Genomic DNA, 24,012 nt, shown 5'->3' with positions numbered 1-24,012 from the left:
AGGGGGAAAATATATTGTTGTAACTAAATTTCTTCGCGACGATCAACAATTACTACTCTAGGATCGCCTGTCGTAGCGGTGCGATCACTAACTACGTCCGTAGTAGAAGTGGTATTTAATGTCTCTGGTGCATAACCTGTTGCTGTAGGAACCGCCGTTGTACTGCCTGGTATATCATAGATGCCAAAGTCTTCAATTCCTCTACCTGTCAAAACTGCTTCGGCTCTAGCAATTTCCGCCTCGTTACCGTCTACCATTACTAAGTAATGACCTCTAGACACGCGATCATTATAGGTCTTAGCTCTTTCTTCAGGAATTCCTAAGCCAACTAAAGCCCCAATTAAACCACCCGCCGCCGCGCCAATAGCTCCACCAGCTAAGGTTGTAGCGAGCGCTGTTGCTATTTCACCAGCTAATACAATCGGGCCCACACCAGGAATTGCTAAAGCTCCTAAGCCGACAAGTAAGCCTGTAGCACCACCTAACACTCCACCTGTCAGCGCTCCAGTACTAGCTCCTTCATCGGCTTTGTTGCCTACTTTGTCTTGAACATCAACTCCTTCAATATTGTCTTGGTTATCGTCTTTGGCAATAACCGAGATTTTGTTCATCGGAAAACCCGAATTATTTAATTCGTGAAGCGCGTGTTCTGCTTCAGAGCGAGTGCTAAATACACCTACTGCCCGTTTGTTTAAACCTAATGCCATTTTTTTCCTCCGTGTTGCGATGTGAACAAAGTTAGCGCAAATACAGAAGTTATATAACTATTTTTGCTAACATTACAAGTCTTGCTTTTTTATACCTAAATTTCATCGGTCTACAGGTGGAATATTTGCCTTTGACTATCAATAAACCTCTTAGGTAATTCACATTAGCCTTTAACCTATAGAGCTACCACCCGCAACTAGGCTAACCAAAGATGATACAAGTAGCATTTTTCAGCCTGCAAAAAGTAAGAATTTGGCTCCAGAGCAATAAAATTTGCATAATTTATCTAAGTAGTGTTGATCTTGACTGTATTTAGGGAATCCTAAGAACAATAGATTGGCTACAAAGATGAGTCAAGCTCGAATACACATTGTTCGGCAGGGGTCGAGGTAGGAATAAGTGATGGTAGAACCTGGAAATAGGCTAGTTGGTCGATTAGTCAAATCGGTAAGTACGATCGCGTGTCGGGAAAAACAAAGGCTCAAAGCCTTGTCAGAGTTTGGATTGCTCGAAGCTCAAACTATCCCCGTTTTTGAAGAAGCCATTCAAACGGCGGCGGAGTTGCTGGATGCCCCGATTTGTATATTAGGATTTGTGGATCGCCACTGTCACTTATTCAAATCTGCCGTAGGTTTATCGCGGCTGGGATTGATGAATAAAATTGCTCAAGAGCGCCAGCTACCACGAGCCGAATCTTTCTGCAACATTGTAGTAGAGAGTCATCAAGTTTTAGCGATTAACGACACGCTTTTATCTCCAGATTATGCCCGCAAAATGTTGGTGCAATACGGCATTCGTGCTTACTTGGGAGTACCTCTAATTGATGCTCAAGGCAACTGCTTAGGGGCGATTTCGATTATGGAGCAGTCGCCGCGCACGTTCACCCCTAAAGACATTCAAAGTTTAGAAATTATTGCCCGTTGGAGTATGAGCGAGTTTGAGCGTCAATGGTTAAGTGATCGCAAATCAGAACCAGAAACCTTAAAAAAGTATCCGGGTAATTCATCTCAACCCCTCTACGATCAAACCCTAACAAAATCAATTTTAGACAAAGTAAAAGCCGACAAACCCCAGGATTCTTTAGCTACGCCAGCACAACAATTTTGTCCGGGAGATTTTGTTACCGAAACTTTAAACGTCAAACTTGAACTATTAGAGCAGCTAATTCAAGAACTCCGCACGCCTCTAACATCCATACTCGGAATGGCGACAGTATTGAGTCGGGAAATTTATGGCCCCCTGATGAGCAAACAAAAGGAATATTTAGAGATTATTCAAAAAAGCGGCCGCTACTTACTATCGCTAGTCAACGAAATTTCTGAACTAGGAGAAATAACTAGCAAAATTGAAGACCTCGATCTAGCCACAGTAGATATTGAAATGCTGTGTCAGCAAGTAACACACAGCTTAGAAGCGGGGGCAAAACGCAAAGAACAACAAATTCGTTTATCTATAGAACGCGATCGCACTCGTACTTGGGTTATAGATAAAGAAAAAGTTCGGCAACTGTTGTATCACTTACTCTTTAGCGTTATTCAATCTACCAGCACTGGCAGTAATATTCGCGTTCATGTTTTTAGTTCGACCGATAGTAGAAAAATTGCCGTCTCAGTTTCTCATCCTTGGCTAGGAGATGGTTTGACGGATATGGAACCTTTATTTACTAAGTTGCCAGCCCTTAATAAGTCTCAACTTTTGCAAGAAGAAGATGCTGAAGTAGATGGCGATCAAAGTAACACAAACTTATTGCCACCGTCAGAGGATGAAGTGGCTGTACCGAACGATGCCTATAGCTCAATAGACAACGATAATAGTATAGAAGCGGAGGAGATAGCCCAAAGTAATCGGCAAATTTTCAAACAATTGTACTCTCTTGGCGAACTGCGCCTTTCTCTTAGTTGTTATTTGGCGCAATTGCATGGTGGGGAAATATCGATTGAATTGATCCCAGACTCTGGCTATCGTTATTTATTGAGTCTACCTAACTTGGAGAAACTAAAAAATAATTCTTAGCTAGAAATTATGGATAATAAGCTTCAGCACTAACCTCTTTGGTTGGGCGTAAATTAAATACCCTGCCCTTTTGGTTTAATCCCAGCTTTTTATCCTATGAATTTAATTTGGCAACAATTTACCCTCCGTAACCTGCCCCTGCAACAGTGGCAAAACGCCAGCTACCTGCACCGCCCAGTCGGACTACTACGCAACTGGCGACAAAGTAGCTGGTTGATGCAATGGTCAGAACCATTGGCGGCTTTATTAGTTAGCTTAGTATTTGGACTAGCGCCTTTTGTATCTAACGATTTAGTCAAAGTGTTGCTGCTTGCCTGTGGTAGTTTTTGGATACTGCTAACTGTGGCAGACGATGCCAAAACCAAAGTTACCCCAATTCATTGGTTAGTTTTGCTATATTGGGCAATTGCTACGGTGGCAACGGCTTTATCCCCCGTCAAGGCTGACGCTTTTGCGGGGCTAATGAAGCTAACTTCTTATTTATTGCTATTTGCGTTGTCAGCGCGGGTGCTGCGATTTCCTCGGCTACGAAGTTTCGTAATTGGCGTATACCTCCATGTTGCCCTAATTGTCAGCGTCTATGGGGTGCAGCAATGGTTCGATAAAGTAGAACCTCTAGCAACTTGGAACGATCCTAATTCAGCCCAAGCAACGGCAACGCGAGTTTATAGTTATTTAGGCAATCCTAATTTACTGGCGGGGTACTTGTTACCCGCCTTGATTCTAAGTTTTGTGGCGATATTTGCGTGGCAGAGGTGGACGGCAAAAGCTTTAGCGTTAACTATGTTTTTAGTCAATGCTGCTTGTTTGGCTTTTACTGGTAGTCGTGGCGGTTGGATTGCGACGGTAGTAGCAATGGTAGCGGTGGTATTTTTGCTGCGCCAGTGGTGGGCGCAATACTTGCCGAGTTTTTGGCGCAAATGGGCGATCGCAATTTTTATTGGTAGTTTGGCTATTTTATTATTAGCGGCAATAGTCTTGAGTGAATCGTTGCGCGATCGCCTTTTAACTATTTTTGCGGGTAGAGGCGACAGTAGTAATAATTTCCGCCAAAATGTTTGGGCGGCAGTAATAGAGATGATCCGCGATCGCCCGTTTTTGGGTATTGGCCCTGGTAATAATGCTTTTAATAAAATTTATCCTCTCTACCAGCGCCCCCGGTTCACGGCTTTAAGTGCTTACTCTGTGCTGCTAGAAATTGCTGTAGAAACAGGTTTTGTTGGTTTGGCGTGTTTCCTGTGGTTATTAGTTGTCACCTTAAATCAAGGCTGGGTGCAACTAATGAAGCTGCGGGAAACAAGAAGTCGTGAAGGTTTTTGGTTAATTGGGGCGACGGCAGTTATTGTCGGTATGCTGGCTCATGGAGCCGTAGACACGGTTTGGTATCGTCCTGAAATTAATACAGTTTGGTGGTTAATGGTGGCTTTAATTGCCAGCTATTACTCTAATCCACCGGGACAATTACCTCTAAAGTCGTAGGTTTTAAAGAGACCAACTAACGTATTTACTAAGTCAGTTACAGTAGCACTTTCATTTTCCCTTTGTTTTTCTACCTCGGTGTATTTTGTATGCAATATTCTTCGGAGTCATTAGCAGGTCAAACAGTTTTAGTGACAGGAGCCAGTGGCTTCATTGGGGAGCATTTGTGCGCTCGGCTGCATAGCACTGGCGCTGAGGTTCACGGAATTTCTCGCAGCGAACAGCCTGATAGCAATGCCTTGCGTTGGTGGCAGGGAGACGGGGCAAATTTAGCAGATATGCAGCGAATCTTAACGGCGCTCAAGCCCGATGTGATTTTTCACTTGGCAAGTTATGTCTCTGGCGATCGCAGCCTCAAAGCTGTACTCCCGACCTTGCATAGCAATTTGATTAGTACGGTCAATTTGCTGACTATAGTTGCCGATCAGGGGTGTCGGCGGCTAGTTTTGGCAGGCTCCCTCGAAGAACCAGAATTAGGGGAACTACCTATTGCTTCGTCGCCTTACGCGGCGGCTAAATGGTCTGCAAGCGTCTATGCGCGAATGTTTCATCAGCTTTATCAAGTTCCGGTAGTTGGAGCGAGACTATTTATGGTGTATGGCCCCGCGCAAAAGGATCTAAATAAGCTAATTCCCTACGTGACGCTTTCTCTATTGCGAGGTGAAGCGCCAAAATTGAGCAGTGGTCAGCGTCCAGTAGATTGGATTTATGTTGGTGATGTAGTAGATGGTCTAATGGCGGCAGCCCAAACTAGCAGCATTGATGGTGAAAACTTTGATTTGGGTTCTAGTACCTTGACTCCAATTTCTACAATTGTCCATCACCTCAACCAGTTAATTGACCCTAGCATTAAACCATTGTTTGGAGCCTTAAGCGATCGCCCCATGGAACAAGTCCGCATTGCCAATATTACAAGCGCCAGCGATCGCTTAGGTTGGCATCCTCAAACATCTCTTGAAGATGGATTAGCGCAAACTGTCGCCTGGTATGCTGCTCATAGAAACTAGCTTCTTTTTAATACTGATCTTAGCTATGCCAATAATTGATTAACCTTAATCCTGATAATAATTGCACCATTAATAGCACAACAATTAATCCATTTAAGGTTAAATGTACGGGAGTTGCCCACTGGCGGCGACGGAAACGTAAAATAACTGTGGCGCTAGTAAATAGTAAAGTAACAAGCGCGATCGCACTTAAGCCATGAGTAGCACCAGAAACTAACTTTAAAGCAAATTCCTCTAGCAGCCACACAATTGTAGTTAAAGACAATAAGCTAAGACCCAGATATTTATGAACTTTCATCTGGTTAAAAGTCTGCATTACATCTAGTCCACTTTTACCTAGTCTGGCGTTGCGGTAGCGCCACCCATAAGTTGCTACCACTGCCGCTAATCCAACAATTATTAATCCACTTAGCGGATGTAACCAAATTAGCCAGTTTAAAGCCACAAATGAATATTTCTAGTTTTACTTACTCTTTTTCGTACATTTGCTTATGTTTAGCAAGTAACTGGAGGTATTTAGGATTAGTTTTTGCCTCTGTCCACTTTAGTTTAAATATTGCCGCCGATTCGGCTTTAATTGGATCTACTTCATTGGGTAAAATCTCTTGTCTTGCTGCCATTACGGCGGCTTTTGTTAGTTCTTTCTGGGGATTTTGCTTATATTTTCTACCGCTTTTATGATTTGCATACCTGCGCGATCGCGTATAACCCATTTGGATAAATTTACGCGCCATATCTGCCCCCACAAAGTCATCTTTGTCAAGATATTCTAAAAACATCTCATAGATTTTTTCACTTGATTGCTGGGCAATTTCGGGATTTTTAAATCGCCAGTAAGGGAGAATTTCAGATTTATAAGGTTCTACTAAAAGTACGCCCTGTTCGCCTTTACCGACTCGATAAAGATCCGGGCGAGCGCGAAAATCAATAGTTTTAAAATCTAGGGAATAATCAAAAGGTATCATTTATAAAAATTAGAGACGTTTAGGCAACGTCTCCAGATAAAAGTGTTAAGAACTATTTTTTACCAGTAACTTTATCAGCTACTTTTTCTACACCCTCTATAGTTTTTTCGATAATGCCTTCTTCAGGATTTTCTTTTCTGTATTCCTTCACGTTTTCTTCAAAGACTTTATCTAGGTTTTTCTCAGCTTTTATTTGTTCTTCATAAGCTTGTTCGCGATCGCTTACCGATTGCTCACTGTCCATTTCCTGCATAGTTGAAGTTGCGGCAAAACTTGGCTGACTGCTAACAGCAAAGCTAGAGAGACTAATAAAACTAACTAACAAAATTACCAATACTTTCCGCAAAAAAGTAGCTAAAACTTGTTGCATAAAACGCTCCTTATTTTTTGACGTGTAAGGCTACAGTGCCAATAGGCAATGTATCCCAGTTACTAAATTCAAACTACGCAACAAATGTTACCCATGCCTACTATCCAAAGGTACATTCAATTGTTAAGCAGTTGTAGTTAAGGCATCGCCGCGCTACAACTGCTAATTATTCGCCCTTAAGCATCATCTAAAGCGGCAATTCCCGGAAGTTCTTTACCTTCTAATAGCTCCAAACTAGCACCACCACCAGTAGAAATATGGCTCATTTGGTCAGCAAGACCTACTTTTTCTACCGCCGCTACTGAATCACCACCACCAATAATAGTAGCAGCGCCCGTTTTGGTAAGTTCAGCTAAAGAATAAGCGATCGCTTCTGTCCCTTTGGCAAACTTATCAAACTCAAATACACCCATTGGGCCATTCCAAATCACGCTCTTGCAATCTGCTAAAGCCTCTTGAAAAGTTTTAATTGAGTCGGGGCCAATATCTAAACCCATGCCATCATCAGGAATGTTGTCAATACTAACTGTTTGAGCATTAGCATCAGCAGCAAACTTATCAGCGACAACTACATCAGTAGGCAATAATAACGCCACACCGCGCTCTTTTGCCTTAGCTTCCAATGATTTAGCAAGTTCTAGCTTATCTTCTTCTACTAAAGACTTACCGACACTAATTCCCCGCGCCTTGTAAAACGTAAAAATCATCCCTCCACCTAGGAGCAATTTGTCACACTTATCGATCAAAGTTTCAATTACGCCAATTTTACTAGAAACTTTAGAGCCGCCAATAATTGCCGCCAAAGGACGCTGAGGATTTTCAATCGCGTTTTGCAAGTATTTCAACTCTTTTTCGATTAAATAACCAGCAACCGAAGGACTAAGGTAGTGAGTTACGCCTTCAGTGGAAGCATGGGCGCGGTGTGCTGTCCCAAAAGCGTCATTTACATACACATCAGCATTAGCAGCTAATTGTTTAGCAAATTCGGGATCGTTTTTTTCTTCTTCAGGATAGAAGCGGACATTTTCTAGCAATAGCACTTGACCATTTTGCATTGCGCCCACCTTGGTTGTAACTTCCTCACCAATACAGTCATTGCATTTAATCACTTCTTGACCGAGTAATTCTGACAAACGTTTAGCTACAGGAGTCAAGCGCAATTTATCATCAATACCTTTGGGACGACCGAAGTGGCTGGCTAAAATTGTTTTAGCGCCTTTCTGCATTAAGTCTTGAATGGTGGGTAGGGCTGCCCGAATCCGGGTATCATCAGTAATGTTGCCTTGGTCATCTAAAGGCACATTAAAATCTACTCGGACAAGAGCGCGTTTGCCAGATAAATCAGAAGATGACAAATTTGCTAAAGTTTTTTTGGACACAGGGTTAATCTCCTAACGGTGGTTGTATTTTTTGGATTCAAAGGTTTAGCACCGTCCACATTTTACCGGAGCAAGGTATCGTAGGTATCTATTGATGTTTAAGACTGTTTTATTTCCCATCGATCGCAGCCGAGAAGCTCAAGAAGCAGCCCAAGTTGTTGTAAACGTTGTCCAGCTTTGCAGTAGCCGCTTAGTATTGCTATCGGTCGTAGAATCCCCCAGTGATGAATCAGAACAAATTATGACTTCCCCCGAAGCCGTAGCTCAGTTATTGCAAAAAGCCCAAGCTTTATTTAGTCAGCAAGGTATACAGGCGGAAGTTTTAGAAAGAGAGGGCAAACCAGCTTTTACAATTTGTGATGTCGCCGATGAAATTGGGGCAGACTTAATTGTGATGGGCTGTCGCGGTCTAGGATTAACCGAAGATGGCGCTTCTGAAAGCGTTACAAATCGAGTAATTAACCTTTCTCCTTGTCCTGTGCTGGTAGTGCCATGATAAAAGGCACGAGCGATCGCGCAAATCCTTGTAGAGACGTTGCAATGTAACGTCTCTACATTTCTAGATAATAAAAATCATGAAAACTCCCGCTATCCAATGGTATCCAGGTCACATCGCCAAGGCGGAAAAAGCCCTCAAAGAACAGCTAAAACTTGTCGATGTAGTTTTAGAGGTACGAGACACTAGAATCCCTTTAGCAACCCATCATCCCCAAGTCCAAGAATGGATAGGTAACAAGGAGCGGTTATTAATTCTCAATCGCGTAGATATGATTTTGCCTTCTGCTCAACAAGCGTGGATGCGATGGTTTAGAGAGCAAGGCGAAGAACCTTATTTTACCGACGCGCAAGCCGGGAAAGGGATAACTGCGATCGCCAAAGCCGCCCAAAAAGCAGGAATCGAACTTAACGAAAGGCGACAACAACGCGGAATGTTGCCCCGTCCTGTCCGGGCGGTAGTAATTGGGTTTCCTAACGTGGGCAAATCGGCTTTAATTAACCGCTTATTAAATCGGCGAGTTGTAGAAAGTGCGGCGCGGGCGGGGGTTACTCGTCAGTTGCGCTGGGTAAGGATTTCTGACCAACTAGAACTATTAGATGCTCCGGGGATTATTCCTAGTAAGCTAAATAATCAACTAAATGCGAATAAATTAGCTATTTGCGATGATATTGGCGATGCTTCCTACGACAATCAACGAGTAGCAACGGTTTTAATTGAGTTACTGCAAAAATTAGCGATTGATTCTCCAGGTTTGTTGCCAAACAATCCTTTAGGGACTCGGTACGACTTAGATGCTGTAGCTATGACGGCGGAAGATTACTTAATTGCCTTGGCGCAAAAACGCCACCAAGGAGATATAGAACGCACCGCCAGACAGATGTTGACAGATTTTCGTAAAGGGGCATTAGGCGCGATCGCTCTTGAAGTTCGACCGGAAGCCTAAAAGTTTGCCAAATTTGAGTTAATAGATAGAATTCTTCAAATAATTGCCGCCAAATGTGTTGTATCTTCATGGGCAATACTCTATGACTCAAAAACATATTTTATGTTCAAATTTCGTCAGTTAGCGATCGCTGTTATTGGACTGTCCACATGGGCTATGGTTATAGGAGTAGACGTACTCGCTCAGTCTGGCAACGTTCCCAAATTGGTTGCAGCAAGTTCCAGCTTCGTCAGTCCGCTAGTAGAACTATTTGGGGATGTTGCGGTCGGTGAAAAAAGCTTTGTTGCCTCAAATACTATTCTAAGCGCTGAACCTGGCACTAGAATTTGTATCGGTAATGAAACTAACTTGCAAGACAATATTCACTTTATAGCAACGCGTAAGGCTCCCGCTCCGGCGGCTAATTGCGGAGCAAAATCAAGCAGCACCCAAAACAAAGTTAGTATTGCTCACCAAGCCGTAATCAAAAATTCTAAGTTAGGCAACTTCAATTTTATTGGTTTTAGAGCGCGCATTATTAATAGCACCCTTGAGGATGGCGTGTTTGTATTACACGGCGCTACAATTACAGGCGTAAGAATTCCCAAAGATCGCATTGTGCCAATCGGCGCTAAAATTACAACTCAAGCTCAAGCTAATGCTTTACAACCCAAAGCCGAAGCCAACTCCGAGTTTCAAAATGAAGTATTAGAAGTTAACGAAGAATTTGCCGAGCATTACAACGAGCTATATCAAGAAAAAGGCTACGATGGGGTAACAGGTGTAAGTGCTGCACCAAAAACTTCTTGGAATACTAAACCCGTAGCACCAACAGTAGGTCAAAATGTTCGCTTAGAAGAATTTGCTCGAATTGTAGGCGATGTGCGGTTAGGAGCTAATAGCGTAGTTGGTGAACGGACTTCAATCCGCGCCGATGAAGGTGCGCCAATTATTATTGGTAACAATGCTGAAATTGAAGATCGCGTAACATTCCACGCTCTCAAAGGGACAAATATCAAAATTGGTAATAATCTCAATACTGACGATAATATTGTTTTTCACGGCCCTTTGGAAGTTGGCAATAACTTAACTATTGGTGACGATGCGGTGTTGTTCAAATCTATTGTCGGAAATAATGTAACTATTGGTACTGGTGCGATAGTCGTAGGGGTAACTTTGCGCGATCGCGTTTCTGTTCCCGATAATGCCCTAATTACTACTCAAGCTCAAGCTGATAAACTGCAACGAGTACGTCGTTAAGGTAAAACTATGAGTCGGACTAATGGGTATATTGGTCGTCGAGATTTTATCAAGATGGCAGGCATAGTGGCTCTTAGCAGTCCATTATTGCTAGGGAGCGCCGCCTTAGCTCAAGAATCTACTTCAAACATTAGTCCTACTTTGGCGCTCCAAGAGCTTGTAGAAGGCAATAGCAGGTTTGTTCAAGACAAGCGGCGAAATCCCCATCAATCGCGGTTACGTTTAGCAGAAATTGCTACAGAGCAACATCCTTTTGCTTCAATTCTTTGCTGCGCTGATTCGCGGGTTCCGGCGGAAATGATTTTTGATGCTGGTTTAGGCGATTTATTTGTCGTCAGAATTGCCGGAAACGTTGTTAGTCGTAGAGTTATGGGCAGTTTGGAGTATTCTACAAAAATCTTAGGCTCTCAACTAATTGTCATTTTAGGTCATGAAAGGTGTGGAGCCGTAACCGCCGCCGTTGAAGGTACGATAGAAGATGGCGAAATCGGCACTTTTGTAGAAGATATCAAGCCTGCATTAGCTAGAGTCAAGGATCTGGAGGGCGATCGCATTAACAACGCAGTAATTGCCAACGTCCAGTATCAACTAGAAGTATTAAACAAGTCAAAACTGTTGACAGATTTAGTTACCCAAGGCAAACTACAAATTGTCGGTGGGCGGTACGATTTGGATACAGGGGAAGTCACGATTATTTAATTAAACCCATGTCTTGCAAGCCTTGGCGTAACTGTTGCGCCGCAACGGGGTTTTGGCTCTCGTGCAAAGCAATCGCTCTATTAAAGGCGGCTAAACTATCGGTTACTAAACCTGCTTTTAGTAAGACAACGCCCAAATTTTGATAAGCTTCGGCGTAAATCGGATTAAGTGCGATCGCTCTATTGTAAGCTGCTACGGCTGCGGTAAAGTTTCCCATTGCTTTAAGTGTCAATCCTAAGTTGTAGTAGCCAGTGGCAAAATTAGGATCGATTTCTATCGCCGTTTGGAAAGCAGTTTTTGCAGCAATTAAGTCTCCAGTGGCTCGTTTTAAAGCCCCCAAATTGTTGTAAGCGCCTAGTTTGAGCATTGGATAGACAGAAGACGCGATCGCACTTTCATAATGAAACTGCGCTTTTTGTGCTTGTTTACGGCGGTTACACGCAATTCCTAAATGATAGTGAAGTTCGTATTCGATATCAGAACTTACATCTTTTGCTTGTAAACCGCGTTCTAATAATTCCATACCTTCAGGTAATAGATCCTGTTCAATATACAAAGCACCCAACTTACTACAAACGTAGGGATCTTGAGGATGAGCGGCTAAAAAGCCTTCCATTGCTGTTCTAGCTTTATTAAACTTGTTTAAAGAGACGATCGCATTTTTTTGATAACCAGCGTGATTAATCGCAACTCCTGGTAAATTGCCGATTTTCCAATGGGGTTCTCGTTCTAAAATTAGAGTTACGCTATCGTCTACCAAAGCGTGATAAGGACGAGAAAAATAGATATTAGGATGACGAAGAAACAAACGGGAAACTAAAGAATAAGGAGAACTTGCCGCCCCAACTTCAAAACGCAGTAAATTAATCAGTAAATATGCTTCGTTTTCTATTGCTTGTTTCAAACTAGGGACAATTTCTGGTAATAACAGTTCATCGGCATCTAATACCAATACCCAATCACCTTTAACGTACTTTAGCGCCTCATTTCGGGCAGCAGAAAAGTCATTACACCATTTATAGTCATAGACTTTAGCGCCGAAACTTTGAGCAATTTCTTTAGTGCGATCGCTTGAACCCGTGTCTAGCACAACTATCTCATCTACAACCCCTATTACACTACTTAAGCATTGAGGTAAAGCAGCTTCTTCATTAAGAGCGATCGCGCACAGGCTAAGTTTCATCGTTTAAGATATTTTTTTAACGGTTAAGCTATCATAAACAATAATTTTATTTCGACCGGAGTATTTAGCTGCGTAGAGAGCCTGGTCTGCACAATGAATTAAAGATTTTGCCTCAACCCCATCTTCTGGAAAAGTTGCCAGTCCCCCACTAATGGTTACGTTAACCGTCTGGTTTTCATCAATAGATAAAGCATAGGTAGAAATTAGTTGGCGGATGCGTTCTGCGACCGAGTAAGCAGTAGCGCTTGATGTTTCTGGTAAAATCACTATAAATTCTTCTCCTCCGTAACGGGATACCCGATCTAAGTCTCGAAACTCTTGCTTGAGCAAGGCAGCAATACTCCGCAAAGCCAAGTCTCCCGCTTGATGACCGTAGGTATCATTTAGTTTTTTAAAGAAGTCGATATCTAATAGCAGCAAAGTAAAGCAATGGTCGTAACGCCCGGAGCGTTCTAACTCATTTTTTAGCTGTAAGTTGAACTCGCGGCGATTGTATACTCCTGTTAGCTCATCTAGAGTTGCTAAATTTTTGAGTTCGGTTTGACTTTGTTCTAACTTTCCAATCATGAGATTAAAGGCTACGGCTAATTGCCCTAATTCATCTTGGTTTGTGAGGTTAATGCGATGAGAAAAATCACCATTTCCTAGGTGGGCTACCCCTTTTTCTAGGACGCTCAATGGCTGGACAATTGAGCGAATTACAATGGTGCTAGTTACAACTGCTACTGCTGTGCCTAACAGAAACGCTACTACAACAATCGCTCTCACTTTTCTTTTAACATTCCCGGCTTGATTTAAGTTTTCAGCGCTTTGGATATGAGTGAAAATTTTGTATAGCTGGTCAAGGCTACTAACAGCTTGAGAATTACGCTTGTAGAAGCCTTCGGCGGCTTGTACAGCGCGCGGGTTAGTGGCGGGATGATGATAGGCAAAAACTGTCTTACCAACGACTAAAGCTTGCTGCCATTGTTTCTGGCTAGCTTGGATCAGTATTTTTTTTTCGGGAAGATTAGAAGGTACAGCAAGGAGTAATGCAAAGGTTCGCTCTATTTTTTGACTGCTACGAAGAAAGCGAGTTTGAGCCGCATAATCGCCGTTAGTCATGTAATCTTTAACAGGAGAAGAATTTTCAAGAATTAACGATTCTAGATTAGCGACGGGAAACAACACTTCTAAATATTGATTTTCTGTTTTTTCAAAAGCATTGATACCCCTTTCAAAATAAAAAAGTGCGCCGCCTGCTAGCACAACTAAAGGTACAAACATTGCGCCCATTGCGATCGCCAAGCGGGTTTTTACCGATAATTTGTGCAAGGATGGCAGCGTCATGGGTAGCTAAGGCAGGATAGGCTTAGTATCTAGTGTTCCCTTTTTTTAAAGTTATCTAACTCCGTATTTTTACCAAACTAATTATTTAGGTTCGCACACTTGATTGCTGTCAACTTGGGGATTTGAGTTAACTATTGCTGTAACTGTATAACAGTTGGAGTCATTAGGATTACCAGAGAGAGTGCTAGAGGCATTTAAATCAGCGCCGTTATATATTTCTGTGTCAACCCCATTTACACGTTGCACCAGCTTAAAAGTTGCTCCACTAGCACCCGTCCACGTCCAAGCTAAGTTGAAGGTATCGGTGTTAGATCGCGTCCCCGATAGAGTCAAGGCAATATTAGTTGTACTACTAAGCCTAGAAACAGCTTTGCTGGCAATATTGTAAGCCGTTGCATTGTTGCCTCTACCACGCAAATAAAGGTCAATTTTTAGCCCTTCGGTACAAGCATAAAAGCCGCCACTACCAGAAAGTACGGCGGGTGGAGTGCAATTGGTAGGGTTGATATCAATATCAGAAATAGCATCAACAAAAATATCCTCAGCTACAGGGTTGCTACAAGGGTCTATAGTGCCTTTATTGTTAGGGATACGTCCGTAGCGGTGGATTGCTTGGGGGTCTAGCCATACCCCAGTATTGGCACGAATATCGTAGACAACGCGATCATAGTTGCTAGGCGCAGGCGGCGCTAACCCTGCATTTGGGCTACCAGCAGGACAAACCCCCGGAGGATCGCCCGTGGGTATTTCTAAATATAAAACCATATTGCCATAATTGCCTAGATCGGCAAGGTTCAGCCCAGAACTTGCCACTACATCATTAACGGTGACTGTTGTGCCATCAGCAACAGTAGTAGCTGTAGAATTGATTTTTTGTGCCATGCGGATTTCATTAGTCAAAAAATCAAAGGCACGGTTGAGGTCAACTTGTCTCTCAATGCTGGCTTCTGCTCTATTATTCATAGTCAAAATCGTTACTATACCAAAGCCAGCAATGCCAATAATAATTGTGCTAATTGTCATGGCTACTAATAATTCGATTAAGGTAAAGCCCCGATCGCGTTTTTGCCAGTTGGCTACTTTTTTTAATAACTTAAATAGTTTATTTTGCATCTAGTTAATGACCTAAGTTAATTTGAATTTAAAGAAAAAATAATTATTTTTCTAAGAGGCAGTACAAATACCTTCTTTAGTAAGTTTATAATTTTTCTTAATTTTGCCTGTGTAATTACCTATTCTGGTTAATCCTAGGGTATTAGATATAGCAATACATTTTTTAGTTAGAGAAGAATTATTGGCTATGGAAAAAACAATTTTGCCACTAGGATCTTTTGTTGGCTGGGGAGATTGCCAACTCATCTCCAAGTATTTTGTTTCTACTTTTGAAGATTTAATATCGTCTGGTTCGTCCAAGTCTTCGAGGATAAATTCGGCTGTTCCCAAAATACCAAAGTTGATTTCAACAGTTTTGTCAAGGGAGCTAGGCTTTTTACTTATATTAGTTGCCAACGCTACCCGCTCAGGCAAATTGCGATCGCCACTTAAGCAATAACCTGTGACTTTGCGCTCTGCGATACTTAAACCAATAGTACAAACTTGACTTCTCCGAATAGCCTCTCTTTGTCCTGTTTGCAAGGCCGATCTTACTTCAGTAACGGCATTGTTTAGATTTGCTTTATCGACAAGACCAATAAAACTAGGAATAGCGATCGCACTTAAAATTCCCCCAATTAAAATAATTACTAAAAGTTCAATTAAGGTAAAACCTAAAGTTTTTTTACGGGCATTTAAAAACGGCATTGGCTATTACCTCTGTACTAATAGTTACGATCGCTGCGCCACCATTGGCTGGCGCAACAGTATAATTTAGAGTCAGCAATTTAAACGGATCGAAAGAATTGGTATAATCTGCGGTACGTGTCATTGTAAAAGTTGTACCACCAATGCTTTTTGTACCAAAGTTTTTCGGCGTACCACCGATGCCGTGAGGATCTTCAAGCAAGCCCGCCGCCAGCCCAGAACTTGCTACGGTAGCATTGCATTTTAGCGAGTAGGGGGTAGCATCATGCTCGTATCCTTGGGCAATAAAAATCGTCTGTTCTAAGTCTTCTTGAATCCAAACTACTGCGCGATCGTATTGTTCGGCACGGGCTTTAAAAATAGATGCTATTACCATTAAGTGCATGGCAATTCCCAGAAACATGACTATTATTAGCATTGAAACTAATACTTCAATGAGCGTAAAACCTTTTTGATATGACTTTTTTGATGGCAGCATTTATTGTTGTTGTCGCTGCCAAGTTTTTACACTACCAAACTTTTTACTTCCAGGGAGACCTGTACTATTGGCAACATCTGACAGACTAGATATATCATCAGGTACAGCTATACCAAGATCGCTATCTGAATTATTAATAATTTCTTTTGCCCACACAACTCCATCAATATTTGAATTAAGATTACTTGGGCAACCATTGCCAGAACCCTCTAGCTGCAATTCGCCTTGGGGAGCATAGAAAAAAGCATTTTGAATACAAGCAGTATCTTTAATCTCTGTTTTATCGTTAGTAGAAATGATAATCCTCAAATCACCTACTCTTGGTGGTATGCCATCAGTGCGGACATTGCGGATCAGTGAATTTTTCTCAATTCTTATAGAGCCGTTAACGTAGATATAAACTGCTCCAGCAGTGGTATCAACCTCTACAGTTTTATTTTCTTTAAGCTGTATCTTTATTGCTTGATAGTAGCTAATCCCGTTTTTTGAGCCAAAAAGTTTCAAATTATAGTTAAGATTGCCTAAGTAATTTGTGCCTTGAAAAATGTAAGGAAAAGTAGGATTTATTTTGCACGCAACTATTTTTCCCTCTATATTATCGACACTATCACCATCATTAGGATAATCATCGTTACCAGATATAATGGCGTTTAAATAATCCGGTCTATTAGCATCGCCGGGAGCAGCAGATGCTATCAAGCTAGTATTAGTAGAAAAGGCAGGATCGTAGTAGACATTGCCATTGCTGCCAGTCACATCCCGCCCTCTCAGTTCCATTTTTTCAAAGGCAACAACACCAGGAAAATCGCCAGCAATTGAGTCAACGGTTACGATTACTTTAATCAGTGAAACTGAGGTTTTTCGTTTGCCCTCTATTAATAAAGTGCCAGTACCATTAGTATTGTTATAACGATAGGCTTTGAGCGTATAAGAGTTGCCATTACCAATGATGCCATTGTAGGTAGCATCAGGAGTTTCTGGAGTCGCACCGCAGGAGGCAACACTGCTTGCATTTGCCCACTCATCTACTAAAGTATTTTCTTCGTCACCATTATTTAAAATCCCATCGACTCCGAGATAAGTTTTATTAGTTTTGGGATTTATAGAATCATAATTTCTTGTTAGTAGTACACTATTATTAGCTTTAGTAAGTTGAGCCAAAGTTCTAGCTATACCTCCTTCCGCTACCGTTAAACTTCCCCCACCAGCAGTTTGCTTGCGGGCGATCGCATTAAGGAGAGTTTGTTGGGATCTAGCAACGGCTGCTACTCCTACTAAAATCATCACAGTTCCCATTGCTAAAGCAATCGGGAGAACAAAACCGCGATCGCTAAAAGAGTTTTTAAAAGCTAGTTTTAAACTATTCATATAGTTGTGTTGAGAAAGGCGATCGCTCTAAATCTCAGTAATTACGCTGGTTTTAGGCGATTGACGCAAAGATTTTGTACTTAAATCAATCAAGGTTAACATGGTTATTAGCGATTAGCCTCATTTTTATGGCTCCCGATGGCGCTAAAGTAATACCGCGACGTATAGGCTGCACTAGCTTAGTTTCAGCTAAATTCATTTGCCATTGCGATAAAACTTTTGCTAGTACAAGTTTCATTTCAAACATTGCAAACGCCATACCAATACAACGCCGATTGCTACCACCAAAAGGTAAAAACTCGTAAGGTGAGAATTGACGCTCTAAAAAACGTTCTGGTCTAAACTGTTTTGGTTCGGGATAAATATCCTCTCGGTGATGGGTTAAATATATACAAGGTGTTAATTGTGTCCCCTCAGCAAAGTCATAACCCATGATTTGCATGGGTGCTTTTAAAATGCGCGAGAAGGTAAACATTGCTATGGGATAAATTCGCAAAGTTTCTTGACAAACCGCCGTTAAATAAGGCAGTTTAACAACTACATTAGGATCGAAATTAGTACCAATAGTAGTTAGTTCTGCTAATAACTTTGACTTGACGTTTGGTAACTTATGAATCCAGTAAAAAGCCCAAGCTAAAGCTGAGGCTGTAGTTTCATGTCCTGCAAATAACAAAGTCATTAATTCATCGCGTAGTTCTACATCTGTCATTGATTGCCCATTTTCATCTTTTGCAGACATCATTAAGCTTAAAATGTCTTCGCCAAAAATATTATTATCAGTTTTACGGGTTTCAATTTCATCATAAATTAACCGATTTATTGCTCTTCTTTGGCGGACAAATTTACCCCAAGGACTCCAAGCACCTAAATCTTTTTGTAGTGCAGGGACAAATAACAAAGTAGAACTTAGGGGCGAACCTACCGCATCTAAAATTGAACTCAAAAGCTTTCTAAGTTGTTGAAATCGCTCCGTTTCATCTAAGCCAAATACGGCTCTTAAAATTATTTTTAAAGATATTTCTTGAGTAGCCGATCGCACAGAGAATATTTCACCAATTGGTTGCTGATTCATAACTTGTTCTGTAATTTCACAAATTAGCGTTCCGTAAGATTTCATGCGATCGCCATGAAAAGGCGGCGTAAGCAATTTGCGTTGGCGTTGATGGCTACTTCCATCTAATAGTAGTAACGAATAATCACCTACTAAAGGATGTAAGATTTGATTTGCTATTCCAGAATCAAATAGATTAGGATCGGCGGTAAGTATTTGTTGAATTGCTTGGGGATGGCTAAAAAGGACAAAAGGACGAAAGCCACTTAACTTAGAAACGAAAACATCGCCGTATTCTTTAGCATAGGCATCTAAACGCTGGGTAGGACGTGCGACAGCTTCTAGCAATTGGATAAATTGTGGTGAACTAGGGCCATTAATTACTTGCATAAATGTTTGAAAATTTGAGACTAAACGATCTTATAAGTTTTGCTATCAAAAATTACTAGCTAATTTTAAAAGCTGATAGAAATAATCAATACATTATTCGCCGAGTGCGGGACTAATTGAACTAATAAGCAAAAGTAAAGTATCTGAGCAACAGCACAACTGTAGAATAAACGTTAAATAATTAACTAAAAGGAAAGTAGACATGACGGCATCGACCCAAGAAATAAAAGTGTCAATTCCAGATTTTTGTCAAGGAATTCAGTATTTTGGCGAAGAATTGCCAGAATTTGAGACTTATGGCAAAGAATGTGCGATCGCTCCTAATCAAACAGCCATTACCGATCCAAAATCCCCCGATGCTGTATTTCAAACCTTACTTGCAGCAGATGCCTTGCGTTATCTAACATTGCAAGTTACAGCCAGCAAAGCATCAGGACATCCAGGAGGCTTTGCAAGTCAAGCGGAGGCTTACGCGGCTTTAGTTATGCTAGGGCATAAAAATATTATTACTGAAGTCGGACATCACGCCCCCGGTTTTTACAGCGCGATGTTTTTAGATAAATCTCTAGAAGACATGGGAATTGTCAACGTCCAACAATTGCGCGACAGATACCGCGAAAAACACGGGCTTTTAGGTCACTTGTCGGGACTTATCCCCGGCATTCTCGCCCCCGCAGGCCCGTTAGGACAAGGACAACACTTTGCCATGTCTGCGGCTAAACTGCATAGAGATAAGCTATTTCCCTTTACTGTCGGCGATGGTGGCTTAGGGGAGCCTTATATTGTAAGTTCGATGGCGCACTTCCACACCGCTTACCCTGATGTTACTAACTTTTTGCCTGTTTTAGTCTGGAACGGTTTTAGCCAAGAACATCACAGCATGGTTTCGACGAAATCGAATGCAGAGATGATTGCTTATTGGCAAGGTAACGGCTTTGAAGAAGTAATTTTAGTTAATGCCAAAGACTTTGACGACAAAAATCAACCAGGAGATTATGTTGATAGTACGGCTTTCTCTTTCGAGCATCGTTTAGAATTCACCAAAGCGGTACTTGTAGCCGCCGATAGCGCCGCTAAATTGGCTTTAGGGGGCAAATTAACGGTAATGATTATTAAGCAGCTAAAGGGCGCGGGAGTCCACGCTAAAGGGGCAAAATCTCATAACCTCTATGCCATGCACACTCTCGATAATGCAGACATTATCAATGCCCTAAAAACCCGTGCTTTAACCCCGGCGGCGTGGGAATTGGTGCGCAACAACTTTGAACGTTCTGGGGGTGGCTCGGCGGGGCGCACATCGGTTACAGAATCGGTTTATGAATTATCAGAATTGGGTGAACTGGGTTTAGAAGAATACTCTGTAGGTGGTGAGCCAAAAGTAGCTACAACTGCAATGGGTAAAATTGTGGGGATGGTGGGGAAAAGCGATCGCAATTTTATTGTTGCTAACGCTGATGGTAATGAAGCGTCAGGTATTGCCAACATTAACCAAGCTTTAAAAATTGTCCATCCCACTACCGACGATTTGTACAATCAAAACCCTACAGGGCAAGTTTATGAGCCTTTAAGTGAAGATGCTTGTGCGGGTTTAGCGGTGGGCTTATGTTTGATGGGTAGCCGGACTTTGTGGTGTTCTTACGAATCTTTTGCAATCAATGGTTTGCCCATTATGCAGACTGTAACTCAAGCGATGGCAGAATTGCGCCGTCCAACACCATCAATTGTTACTTTATTCACTGCGGGGGCTTTAGAGCAAGGGCGTAACGGTTGGACGCACCAACGCCCAGAAATTGAGGCTTATTTCGCCGCTATGATGCGAAATGGCAACGTTTTTCCTGTATTTCCCCCAGATGCGAATAGTATTCAAACTTGCTACGAGTGGGCGCTATCTACTAAAAATAAAGGGATTGTAATTACTGCTAGTAAGTCACCTTTACCGATTCGGACTACTTTTGAGCAAAGTAGACAAGCTTTAACCAAGGGCGCGATCGCACTACAAGACGTAAAAGGCACTAAAACTGTAGTATTTGCTGTAATTGGCGATATGGTACTTATGCCAGTTTTTGAAGCAGCGACTTATTTAGAAGCGCAAGAAATAGGTGTACGCATTGTCTCAGTTGTCAATCCTCGTCGTCTCTATCGTCCTACTGATTTAGCTTGGGATAGTTGCAGCGAACCAGATGGAGACTTTTTAAGCGATGCAGGATTTGAGGAGTTATTTGGCTGTGATGCCCTGATTGGCGTAACTGCTGGTGCAAGTGGAATGCTAGAACCAATTATGTTACGCAGCAACTCAAAGCGCGATACCTTTGCTTGGAAGCGGGGAGAAACTACCGCAAGTCCCGCCGAGCTGATGGCGTTTAATGGTTTAACGGCGGAAAACTTAGTTGAACGCGCGATGGAATTGCTTGGTTAGACTGAATATATTATGCCCCTACCTATAAAAAAGTATAGGTAGGGTTTATTTAATTGCTAAAGCAAAGTTTAATTATGAGTACAAAAATTGTCGAAAAAGTTGCTAAAGAACAGTATTTTGTTTTACCAGGCGATCGCAATTGGCAGCAATTTAAGGCTATTGAAGACTTAATGTCAGAAGTGCCAGGGTTGCGGATATCTTACCTTGATGGTTGTATAGAATTTATGACAATTAGCGAACAGCACGAACTCATTAAAAAAGCGATCGCTATTTTATTAGAAGCTTACTTTTTATACCTGAAAATTGAGTTCATTCCTGTAGGTAGCGCCACTCGTGCATCGGAAGTTAAAAGTGCTTCTTTTGAACCCGATGAATCCTATTATTTGCATGAAAAGAAGGAACATCTAGACTTAGCACTTGAAGTAGTTATAAGTAGTGGTAGTTCAAAAAAACTAGAGAAATATAAACGTTTTAATATTTCTGAAGTTTGGTTTTGGGAAAATAATCAACTTTCTTTATACCGATTACGTGACGATAATTATGAAACTATCTCGCGTAGCGAACTTTTGCCCGAATTAGACATAGACTTACTAGCGCGTTGCGTATTGATACCTTCACGACTTGAAGCAATGACACAGTTTATGGCTGGTATCACACAATAGTAAGCTTGAGTCTTTTACTAAAAAATACGAATTTTATTGACTAAATTTACTTTCCTTATAGCTATTAATTCTAAAATAAGTCCGTTTTGTAGTATTATTTATTAGCATGAATAATTAAAATATTCCCTCTTAAACTTATGGATGTTTCTTAGGAAAGAAGCAATAACTTGGTTTTGCTTGTAAATTTAATTGGGCGTTAGTAGTAATTACTAAAATTTTCTTTCCGTAACAGACAAAGGAAAATCGATGGCAAGTTCTATAGAGTTTAATTTATTTGCGCCACGCAATCAGCAAGCGGCTTTAATTGGCTCTTTTTCTAACTGGGAAGACGTACCAATGGAAAAAGGCGAAGATGGCTACTTTCGCACTAAAGTAGATTTGGCGGATGGAGTCTATCAATATAAGTTTCGGATTCAAACAAAAAGTCCGCAGTTTGAAGCCGATAGCTGGATAGATGTTATCGATCCTTACGCTACAGATGTGGATGACGAAAAGAAATATGCTTTAGTTAGGATCAAAGGTGGCGATCGCATAATCGATACCTACGTTTGGCAACACGACGATACACCATTGCCAGAAAATAAAGAATTAGTTATTTACGAACTGCATATAGCAGATTTTACAGGCGGTGAAGTAGATAGCGATCGCCAAGGAAAATATACAGATGCGATTTCTAAATTAGACTATTTGCGCGACTTAGGTATAAATGCAATTGAATTAATGCCCGTCAATGAGTATCCCGGCGATTATAGTTGGGGTTATAAAGTTCGTCACTTCTTTGCTACAGAGTCTAGCTATGGAACTACTGAAGAATTAAAGCAATTTATTGATGAATGTCATGGTAGAGGTATTCGCGTAATTATGGATGGTATTTATAACCATACTGACGAAGAATGTCCTTTAATGCAGATAGACCGAAATTACTGGTACTACGAGCATATGCACTACCCCGAAGATCCAGCAAATCATTGGGGGCCAGAATTTAATTACGACAACTACGACGAAAAGCTAGATGTTAAACCAGCTTGGAAGTATGTAGGGGATATAGTACGCTTTTGGGTGCAGGAATATCATATTGATGGGATTCGCTTTGATGCGGTGCGCCAATTAGCTAACAATGAATTTCTCGAATGGGTAGCTCATCAATCAAAGAAAAATACCGCCGATAAGCCCTTTTACAACATTGCCGAAAATATCCCTGATACCAGTACCATTACGGCTCCTAAAGGCCCTTTAGATGCTTGTTGGCATGAGAGTTTTCGTTACTTTATCATGCCTCATATTTGCGGCGAAACTTTTGAATTAGATAATCTCAAGCAAGTTTTAGATCCTAGACTACAAGGTTATGCAACCGCTATAAATGTAGTCAATTATTTAGCTACCCACGATCGCCAGCGTACCATGAGGGAATTAGGCGATCGCGGTATTTTTGATCGGGCAGCTTTTACAAGAGCTAAATTAGGCGCAGTATTGCTAATGACGGCTGTTGGCGTACCGATGTTGTGGATGGGAGAGGAGTTTGGCGAACACAAGCGCAAAAGTGAAACTGTAACTCAACCAAAAAAAATTGCTTGGCCGTTGTTAGAAAGAGAGGAAAATAAAGATTTATTTGCTTACTACCAGCAATTAATTACCTTACGCAAAGAAGGTAAAGCCTTGCAAAGCGACAACATTGAATTTTTCCACGAAAACCCAGAATCGAGAGTTTTTGCTTACAGGCGTTGGGATGATTCGGCACATGAAGTAGTTGTAATTATTAATTTAGGCGATCGCACTTTTGATACACACATAGTTCCTAATTTTCCGACGGGGGAATGGCGCGAATGGTTAGAATCGTCAGAAGTCAAAATTAGTAATGAAGGCTTAACAGTAGACTTACCAGCCTATACAGCAAAGATATTTGTAAGCAACTAACTAGAGCTTGGCATAGTTAAAGCTTTACTATCAAGACTTACGCCCAGATCCCCCAACCTGCTTAAAAATAGCTCTTTTATTTTCCCCCCTTTTTCAAGGGGGATCAAGCTTTTAAAGTAA

General features: G+C 41.5%; 22 protein-coding genes. 10 read left to right on the top strand and 12 right to left on the bottom strand.

The window, feature by feature from the left end; translation table 11 throughout:
* Nucleotides 1-23 precede the first annotated feature (23 nt).
* Nucleotides 24-707, bottom strand: a complete 684-nt coding sequence (locus C7B70_RS02010) for a general stress protein (protein ID WP_106367398.1) — start codon at nucleotides 705-707, stop codon at nucleotides 24-26.
* Nucleotides 708-1,110: 403 nt separating this feature from the next.
* On the opposite strand from C7B70_RS02010, the gene C7B70_RS02005 reads away from it, so the two are divergent.
* The 3 genes from C7B70_RS02005 (at nucleotide 1,111) to C7B70_RS01995 (ending at nucleotide 5,207) form a co-directional block, all read left to right on the top strand.
* A complete protein-coding gene (locus C7B70_RS02005; RefSeq protein WP_106367397.1) occupies nucleotides 1,111-2,721 on the top strand; it encodes a GAF domain-containing sensor histidine kinase in 1,611 nt (536 codons plus the stop codon).
* A 96-nt stretch (nucleotides 2,722-2,817) separates the two neighbouring features.
* Complete coding sequence (locus C7B70_RS02000) at nucleotides 2,818-4,200, top strand: IctB family putative bicarbonate transporter (protein ID WP_106367396.1); 1,383 nt, start codon at nucleotides 2,818-2,820, stop codon at nucleotides 4,198-4,200.
* Nucleotides 4,201-4,289: 89 nt separating this feature from the next.
* A complete protein-coding gene (locus tag C7B70_RS01995) occupies nucleotides 4,290-5,207 on the top strand; it encodes an NAD(P)-dependent oxidoreductase (protein WP_106367395.1) in 918 nt (305 codons plus the stop codon).
* Between the two features lie 19 nt (nucleotides 5,208-5,226).
* Here C7B70_RS01995 and C7B70_RS01990 read toward each other — a convergent pair whose 3' ends face one another.
* From C7B70_RS01990 to pgk, 4 genes are all read right to left on the bottom strand, one after another.
* Nucleotides 5,227-5,652: a DUF4079 family protein gene (locus C7B70_RS01990; protein WP_106367394.1), complete on the bottom strand. Its 426-nt coding sequence runs from the start codon at nucleotides 5,650-5,652 to the stop codon at nucleotides 5,227-5,229.
* A 22-nt stretch (nucleotides 5,653-5,674) separates the two neighbouring features.
* Nucleotides 5,675-6,172 carry a DUF4385 domain-containing protein gene (locus C7B70_RS01985; protein ID WP_199191998.1) on the bottom strand — a complete coding sequence of 166 codons (498 nt, stop codon included), beginning with the start codon at nucleotides 6,170-6,172 and terminating at the stop codon, nucleotides 5,675-5,677.
* 52 nt (nucleotides 6,173-6,224) lie between these two features.
* Nucleotides 6,225-6,542, bottom strand: coding sequence for a hypothetical protein (locus tag C7B70_RS01980; RefSeq protein WP_106367393.1), 318 nt, complete (start codon nucleotides 6,540-6,542; stop codon nucleotides 6,225-6,227).
* A 176-nt stretch (nucleotides 6,543-6,718) separates the two neighbouring features.
* A complete protein-coding gene (gene pgk, locus C7B70_RS01975; RefSeq protein WP_106367392.1) occupies nucleotides 6,719-7,921 on the bottom strand; it encodes a phosphoglycerate kinase in 1,203 nt (400 codons plus the stop codon).
* Between the two features lie 94 nt (nucleotides 7,922-8,015).
* Here pgk and C7B70_RS01970 point away from each other — a divergent pair, with 94 nt between their 5' ends.
* The 4 genes from C7B70_RS01970 (at nucleotide 8,016) to C7B70_RS01955 (ending at nucleotide 11,301) form a co-directional block, all read left to right on the top strand.
* Nucleotides 8,016-8,417 (top strand): universal stress protein, encoded by a 402-nt coding sequence (locus C7B70_RS01970; protein WP_106367391.1) that lies wholly within the window; start codon nucleotides 8,016-8,018, stop codon nucleotides 8,415-8,417.
* A 79-nt stretch (nucleotides 8,418-8,496) separates the two neighbouring features.
* Nucleotides 8,497-9,363 (top strand): ribosome biogenesis GTPase YlqF, encoded by an 867-nt coding sequence (gene ylqF / locus C7B70_RS01965; RefSeq protein WP_106367390.1) that lies wholly within the window; start codon nucleotides 8,497-8,499, stop codon nucleotides 9,361-9,363.
* A gap of 102 nt (nucleotides 9,364-9,465) precedes the next feature.
* Nucleotides 9,466-10,602: a carbonate dehydratase gene (locus tag C7B70_RS01960; RefSeq protein ID WP_106367389.1), complete on the top strand. Its 1,137-nt coding sequence runs from the start codon at nucleotides 9,466-9,468 to the stop codon at nucleotides 10,600-10,602.
* Between the two features lie 9 nt (nucleotides 10,603-10,611).
* Nucleotides 10,612-11,301 carry a carbonic anhydrase gene (locus C7B70_RS01955; protein ID WP_106367388.1) on the top strand — a complete coding sequence of 230 codons (690 nt, stop codon included), beginning with the start codon at nucleotides 10,612-10,614 and terminating at the stop codon, nucleotides 11,299-11,301.
* On the opposite strand, the gene C7B70_RS01950 is transcribed toward C7B70_RS01955, so the two are convergent.
* The 7 genes from C7B70_RS01950 to C7B70_RS01920 all read right to left on the bottom strand — a co-directional run bounded on the left by C7B70_RS01950 (nucleotide 11,294) and on the right by C7B70_RS01920 (nucleotide 18,900).
* Nucleotides 11,294-12,484, bottom strand: a complete 1,191-nt coding sequence (locus tag C7B70_RS01950) for a glycosyltransferase (protein WP_106367387.1) — start codon at nucleotides 12,482-12,484, stop codon at nucleotides 11,294-11,296. The genes C7B70_RS01955 and C7B70_RS01950 overlap by 8 nt on opposite strands.
* 3 nt (nucleotides 12,485-12,487) lie before the next feature.
* On the bottom strand, nucleotides 12,488-13,813 hold the full coding sequence (locus C7B70_RS01945) for a diguanylate cyclase (protein ID WP_106367386.1): 1,326 nt from the start codon (nucleotides 13,811-13,813) through the stop codon (nucleotides 12,488-12,490).
* A gap of 81 nt (nucleotides 13,814-13,894) precedes the next feature.
* The gene (locus tag C7B70_RS01940) at nucleotides 13,895-14,926 is read right to left on the bottom strand and encodes a type II secretion system protein J (protein ID WP_106367385.1); all 1,032 of its coding nucleotides are present in this window, start codon (nucleotides 14,924-14,926) and stop codon (nucleotides 13,895-13,897) included.
* Nucleotides 14,927-14,977: 51 nt separating this feature from the next.
* The gene (locus C7B70_RS01935) at nucleotides 14,978-15,613 is read right to left on the bottom strand and encodes a Tfp pilus assembly protein FimT/FimU (RefSeq protein ID WP_106367384.1); all 636 of its coding nucleotides are present in this window, start codon (nucleotides 15,611-15,613) and stop codon (nucleotides 14,978-14,980) included.
* On the bottom strand, nucleotides 15,591-16,091 hold the full coding sequence (locus C7B70_RS01930) for a prepilin-type N-terminal cleavage/methylation domain-containing protein (RefSeq protein ID WP_106367383.1): 501 nt from the start codon (nucleotides 16,089-16,091) through the stop codon (nucleotides 15,591-15,593). Before C7B70_RS01930 ends, C7B70_RS01935 begins: the two co-directional genes overlap by 23 nt.
* On the bottom strand, nucleotides 16,092-17,459 hold the full coding sequence (locus tag C7B70_RS01925; protein ID WP_106367382.1) for a hypothetical protein: 1,368 nt from the start codon (nucleotides 17,457-17,459) through the stop codon (nucleotides 16,092-16,094).
* A gap of 85 nt (nucleotides 17,460-17,544) precedes the next feature.
* A complete protein-coding gene (locus C7B70_RS01920; protein WP_106367381.1) occupies nucleotides 17,545-18,900 on the bottom strand; it encodes a cytochrome P450 in 1,356 nt (451 codons plus the stop codon).
* 202 nt (nucleotides 18,901-19,102) lie between these two features.
* Here C7B70_RS01920 and C7B70_RS01915 point away from each other — a divergent pair, with 202 nt between their 5' ends.
* From C7B70_RS01915 to C7B70_RS01905, 3 genes are all read left to right on the top strand, one after another.
* Nucleotides 19,103-21,316, top strand: a complete 2,214-nt coding sequence (locus tag C7B70_RS01915; protein WP_106367380.1) for a transketolase — start codon at nucleotides 19,103-19,105, stop codon at nucleotides 21,314-21,316.
* 74 nt (nucleotides 21,317-21,390) lie between these two features.
* Complete coding sequence (locus tag C7B70_RS01910; protein WP_106367379.1) at nucleotides 21,391-21,978, top strand: Uma2 family endonuclease; 588 nt, start codon at nucleotides 21,391-21,393, stop codon at nucleotides 21,976-21,978.
* A gap of 246 nt (nucleotides 21,979-22,224) precedes the next feature.
* Complete coding sequence (locus C7B70_RS01905) at nucleotides 22,225-23,892, top strand: alpha-amylase family glycosyl hydrolase (protein WP_106367378.1); 1,668 nt, start codon at nucleotides 22,225-22,227, stop codon at nucleotides 23,890-23,892.
* Nucleotides 23,893-24,012: the final 120 nt, after the last annotated feature.

This window comes from Chlorogloea sp. CCALA 695, from assembly GCF_003003885.1.
Classification (GTDB): domain Bacteria; phylum Cyanobacteriota; class Cyanobacteriia; order Cyanobacteriales; family Chroococcidiopsidaceae; genus Aliterella.
This window is presented reverse-complemented; position numbering and strand designations above follow the sequence as displayed.

Coding starts and splice junctions, on each gene's coding strand:
- C7B70_RS02010 (WP_106367398.1), bottom strand. CDS start 707: ATGGCATTAGGTTTAAACAAACGGGCAGTAGGTGTATTTAGCACTCGC.
- C7B70_RS02005 (WP_106367397.1), top strand. CDS start 1,111: ATGGTAGAACCTGGAAATAGGCTAGTTGGTCGATTAGTCAAATCGGTA.
- C7B70_RS02000 (WP_106367396.1), top strand. CDS start 2,818: ATGAATTTAATTTGGCAACAATTTACCCTCCGTAACCTGCCCCTGCAA.
- C7B70_RS01995 (WP_106367395.1), top strand. CDS start 4,290: ATGCAATATTCTTCGGAGTCATTAGCAGGTCAAACAGTTTTAGTGACA.
- C7B70_RS01985 (WP_199191998.1), bottom strand. CDS start 6,172: ATGATACCTTTTGATTATTCCCTAGATTTTAAAACTATTGATTTTCGC.
- C7B70_RS01980 (WP_106367393.1), bottom strand. CDS start 6,542: ATGCAACAAGTTTTAGCTACTTTTTTGCGGAAAGTATTGGTAATTTTG.
- C7B70_RS01970 (WP_106367391.1), top strand. CDS start 8,016: ATGTTTAAGACTGTTTTATTTCCCATCGATCGCAGCCGAGAAGCTCAA.
- ylqF (WP_106367390.1), top strand. CDS start 8,497: ATGAAAACTCCCGCTATCCAATGGTATCCAGGTCACATCGCCAAGGCG.
- C7B70_RS01960 (WP_106367389.1), top strand. CDS start 9,466: ATGTTCAAATTTCGTCAGTTAGCGATCGCTGTTATTGGACTGTCCACA.
- C7B70_RS01955 (WP_106367388.1), top strand. CDS start 10,612: ATGAGTCGGACTAATGGGTATATTGGTCGTCGAGATTTTATCAAGATG.
- C7B70_RS01950 (WP_106367387.1), bottom strand. CDS start 12,484: ATGAAACTTAGCCTGTGCGCGATCGCTCTTAATGAAGAAGCTGCTTTA.
- C7B70_RS01945 (WP_106367386.1), bottom strand. CDS start 13,813: ATGACGCTGCCATCCTTGCACAAATTATCGGTAAAAACCCGCTTGGCG.
- C7B70_RS01940 (WP_106367385.1), bottom strand. CDS start 14,926: ATGCAAAATAAACTATTTAAGTTATTAAAAAAAGTAGCCAACTGGCAA.
- C7B70_RS01935 (WP_106367384.1), bottom strand. CDS start 15,613: ATGCCGTTTTTAAATGCCCGTAAAAAAACTTTAGGTTTTACCTTAATT.
- C7B70_RS01930 (WP_106367383.1), bottom strand. CDS start 16,091: ATGCTGCCATCAAAAAAGTCATATCAAAAAGGTTTTACGCTCATTGAA.
- C7B70_RS01925 (WP_106367382.1), bottom strand. CDS start 17,459: ATGAATAGTTTAAAACTAGCTTTTAAAAACTCTTTTAGCGATCGCGGT.
- C7B70_RS01920 (WP_106367381.1), bottom strand. CDS start 18,900: ATGCAAGTAATTAATGGCCCTAGTTCACCACAATTTATCCAATTGCTA.
- C7B70_RS01915 (WP_106367380.1), top strand. CDS start 19,103: ATGACGGCATCGACCCAAGAAATAAAAGTGTCAATTCCAGATTTTTGT.
- C7B70_RS01910 (WP_106367379.1), top strand. CDS start 21,391: ATGAGTACAAAAATTGTCGAAAAAGTTGCTAAAGAACAGTATTTTGTT.
- C7B70_RS01905 (WP_106367378.1), top strand. CDS start 22,225: ATGGCAAGTTCTATAGAGTTTAATTTATTTGCGCCACGCAATCAGCAA.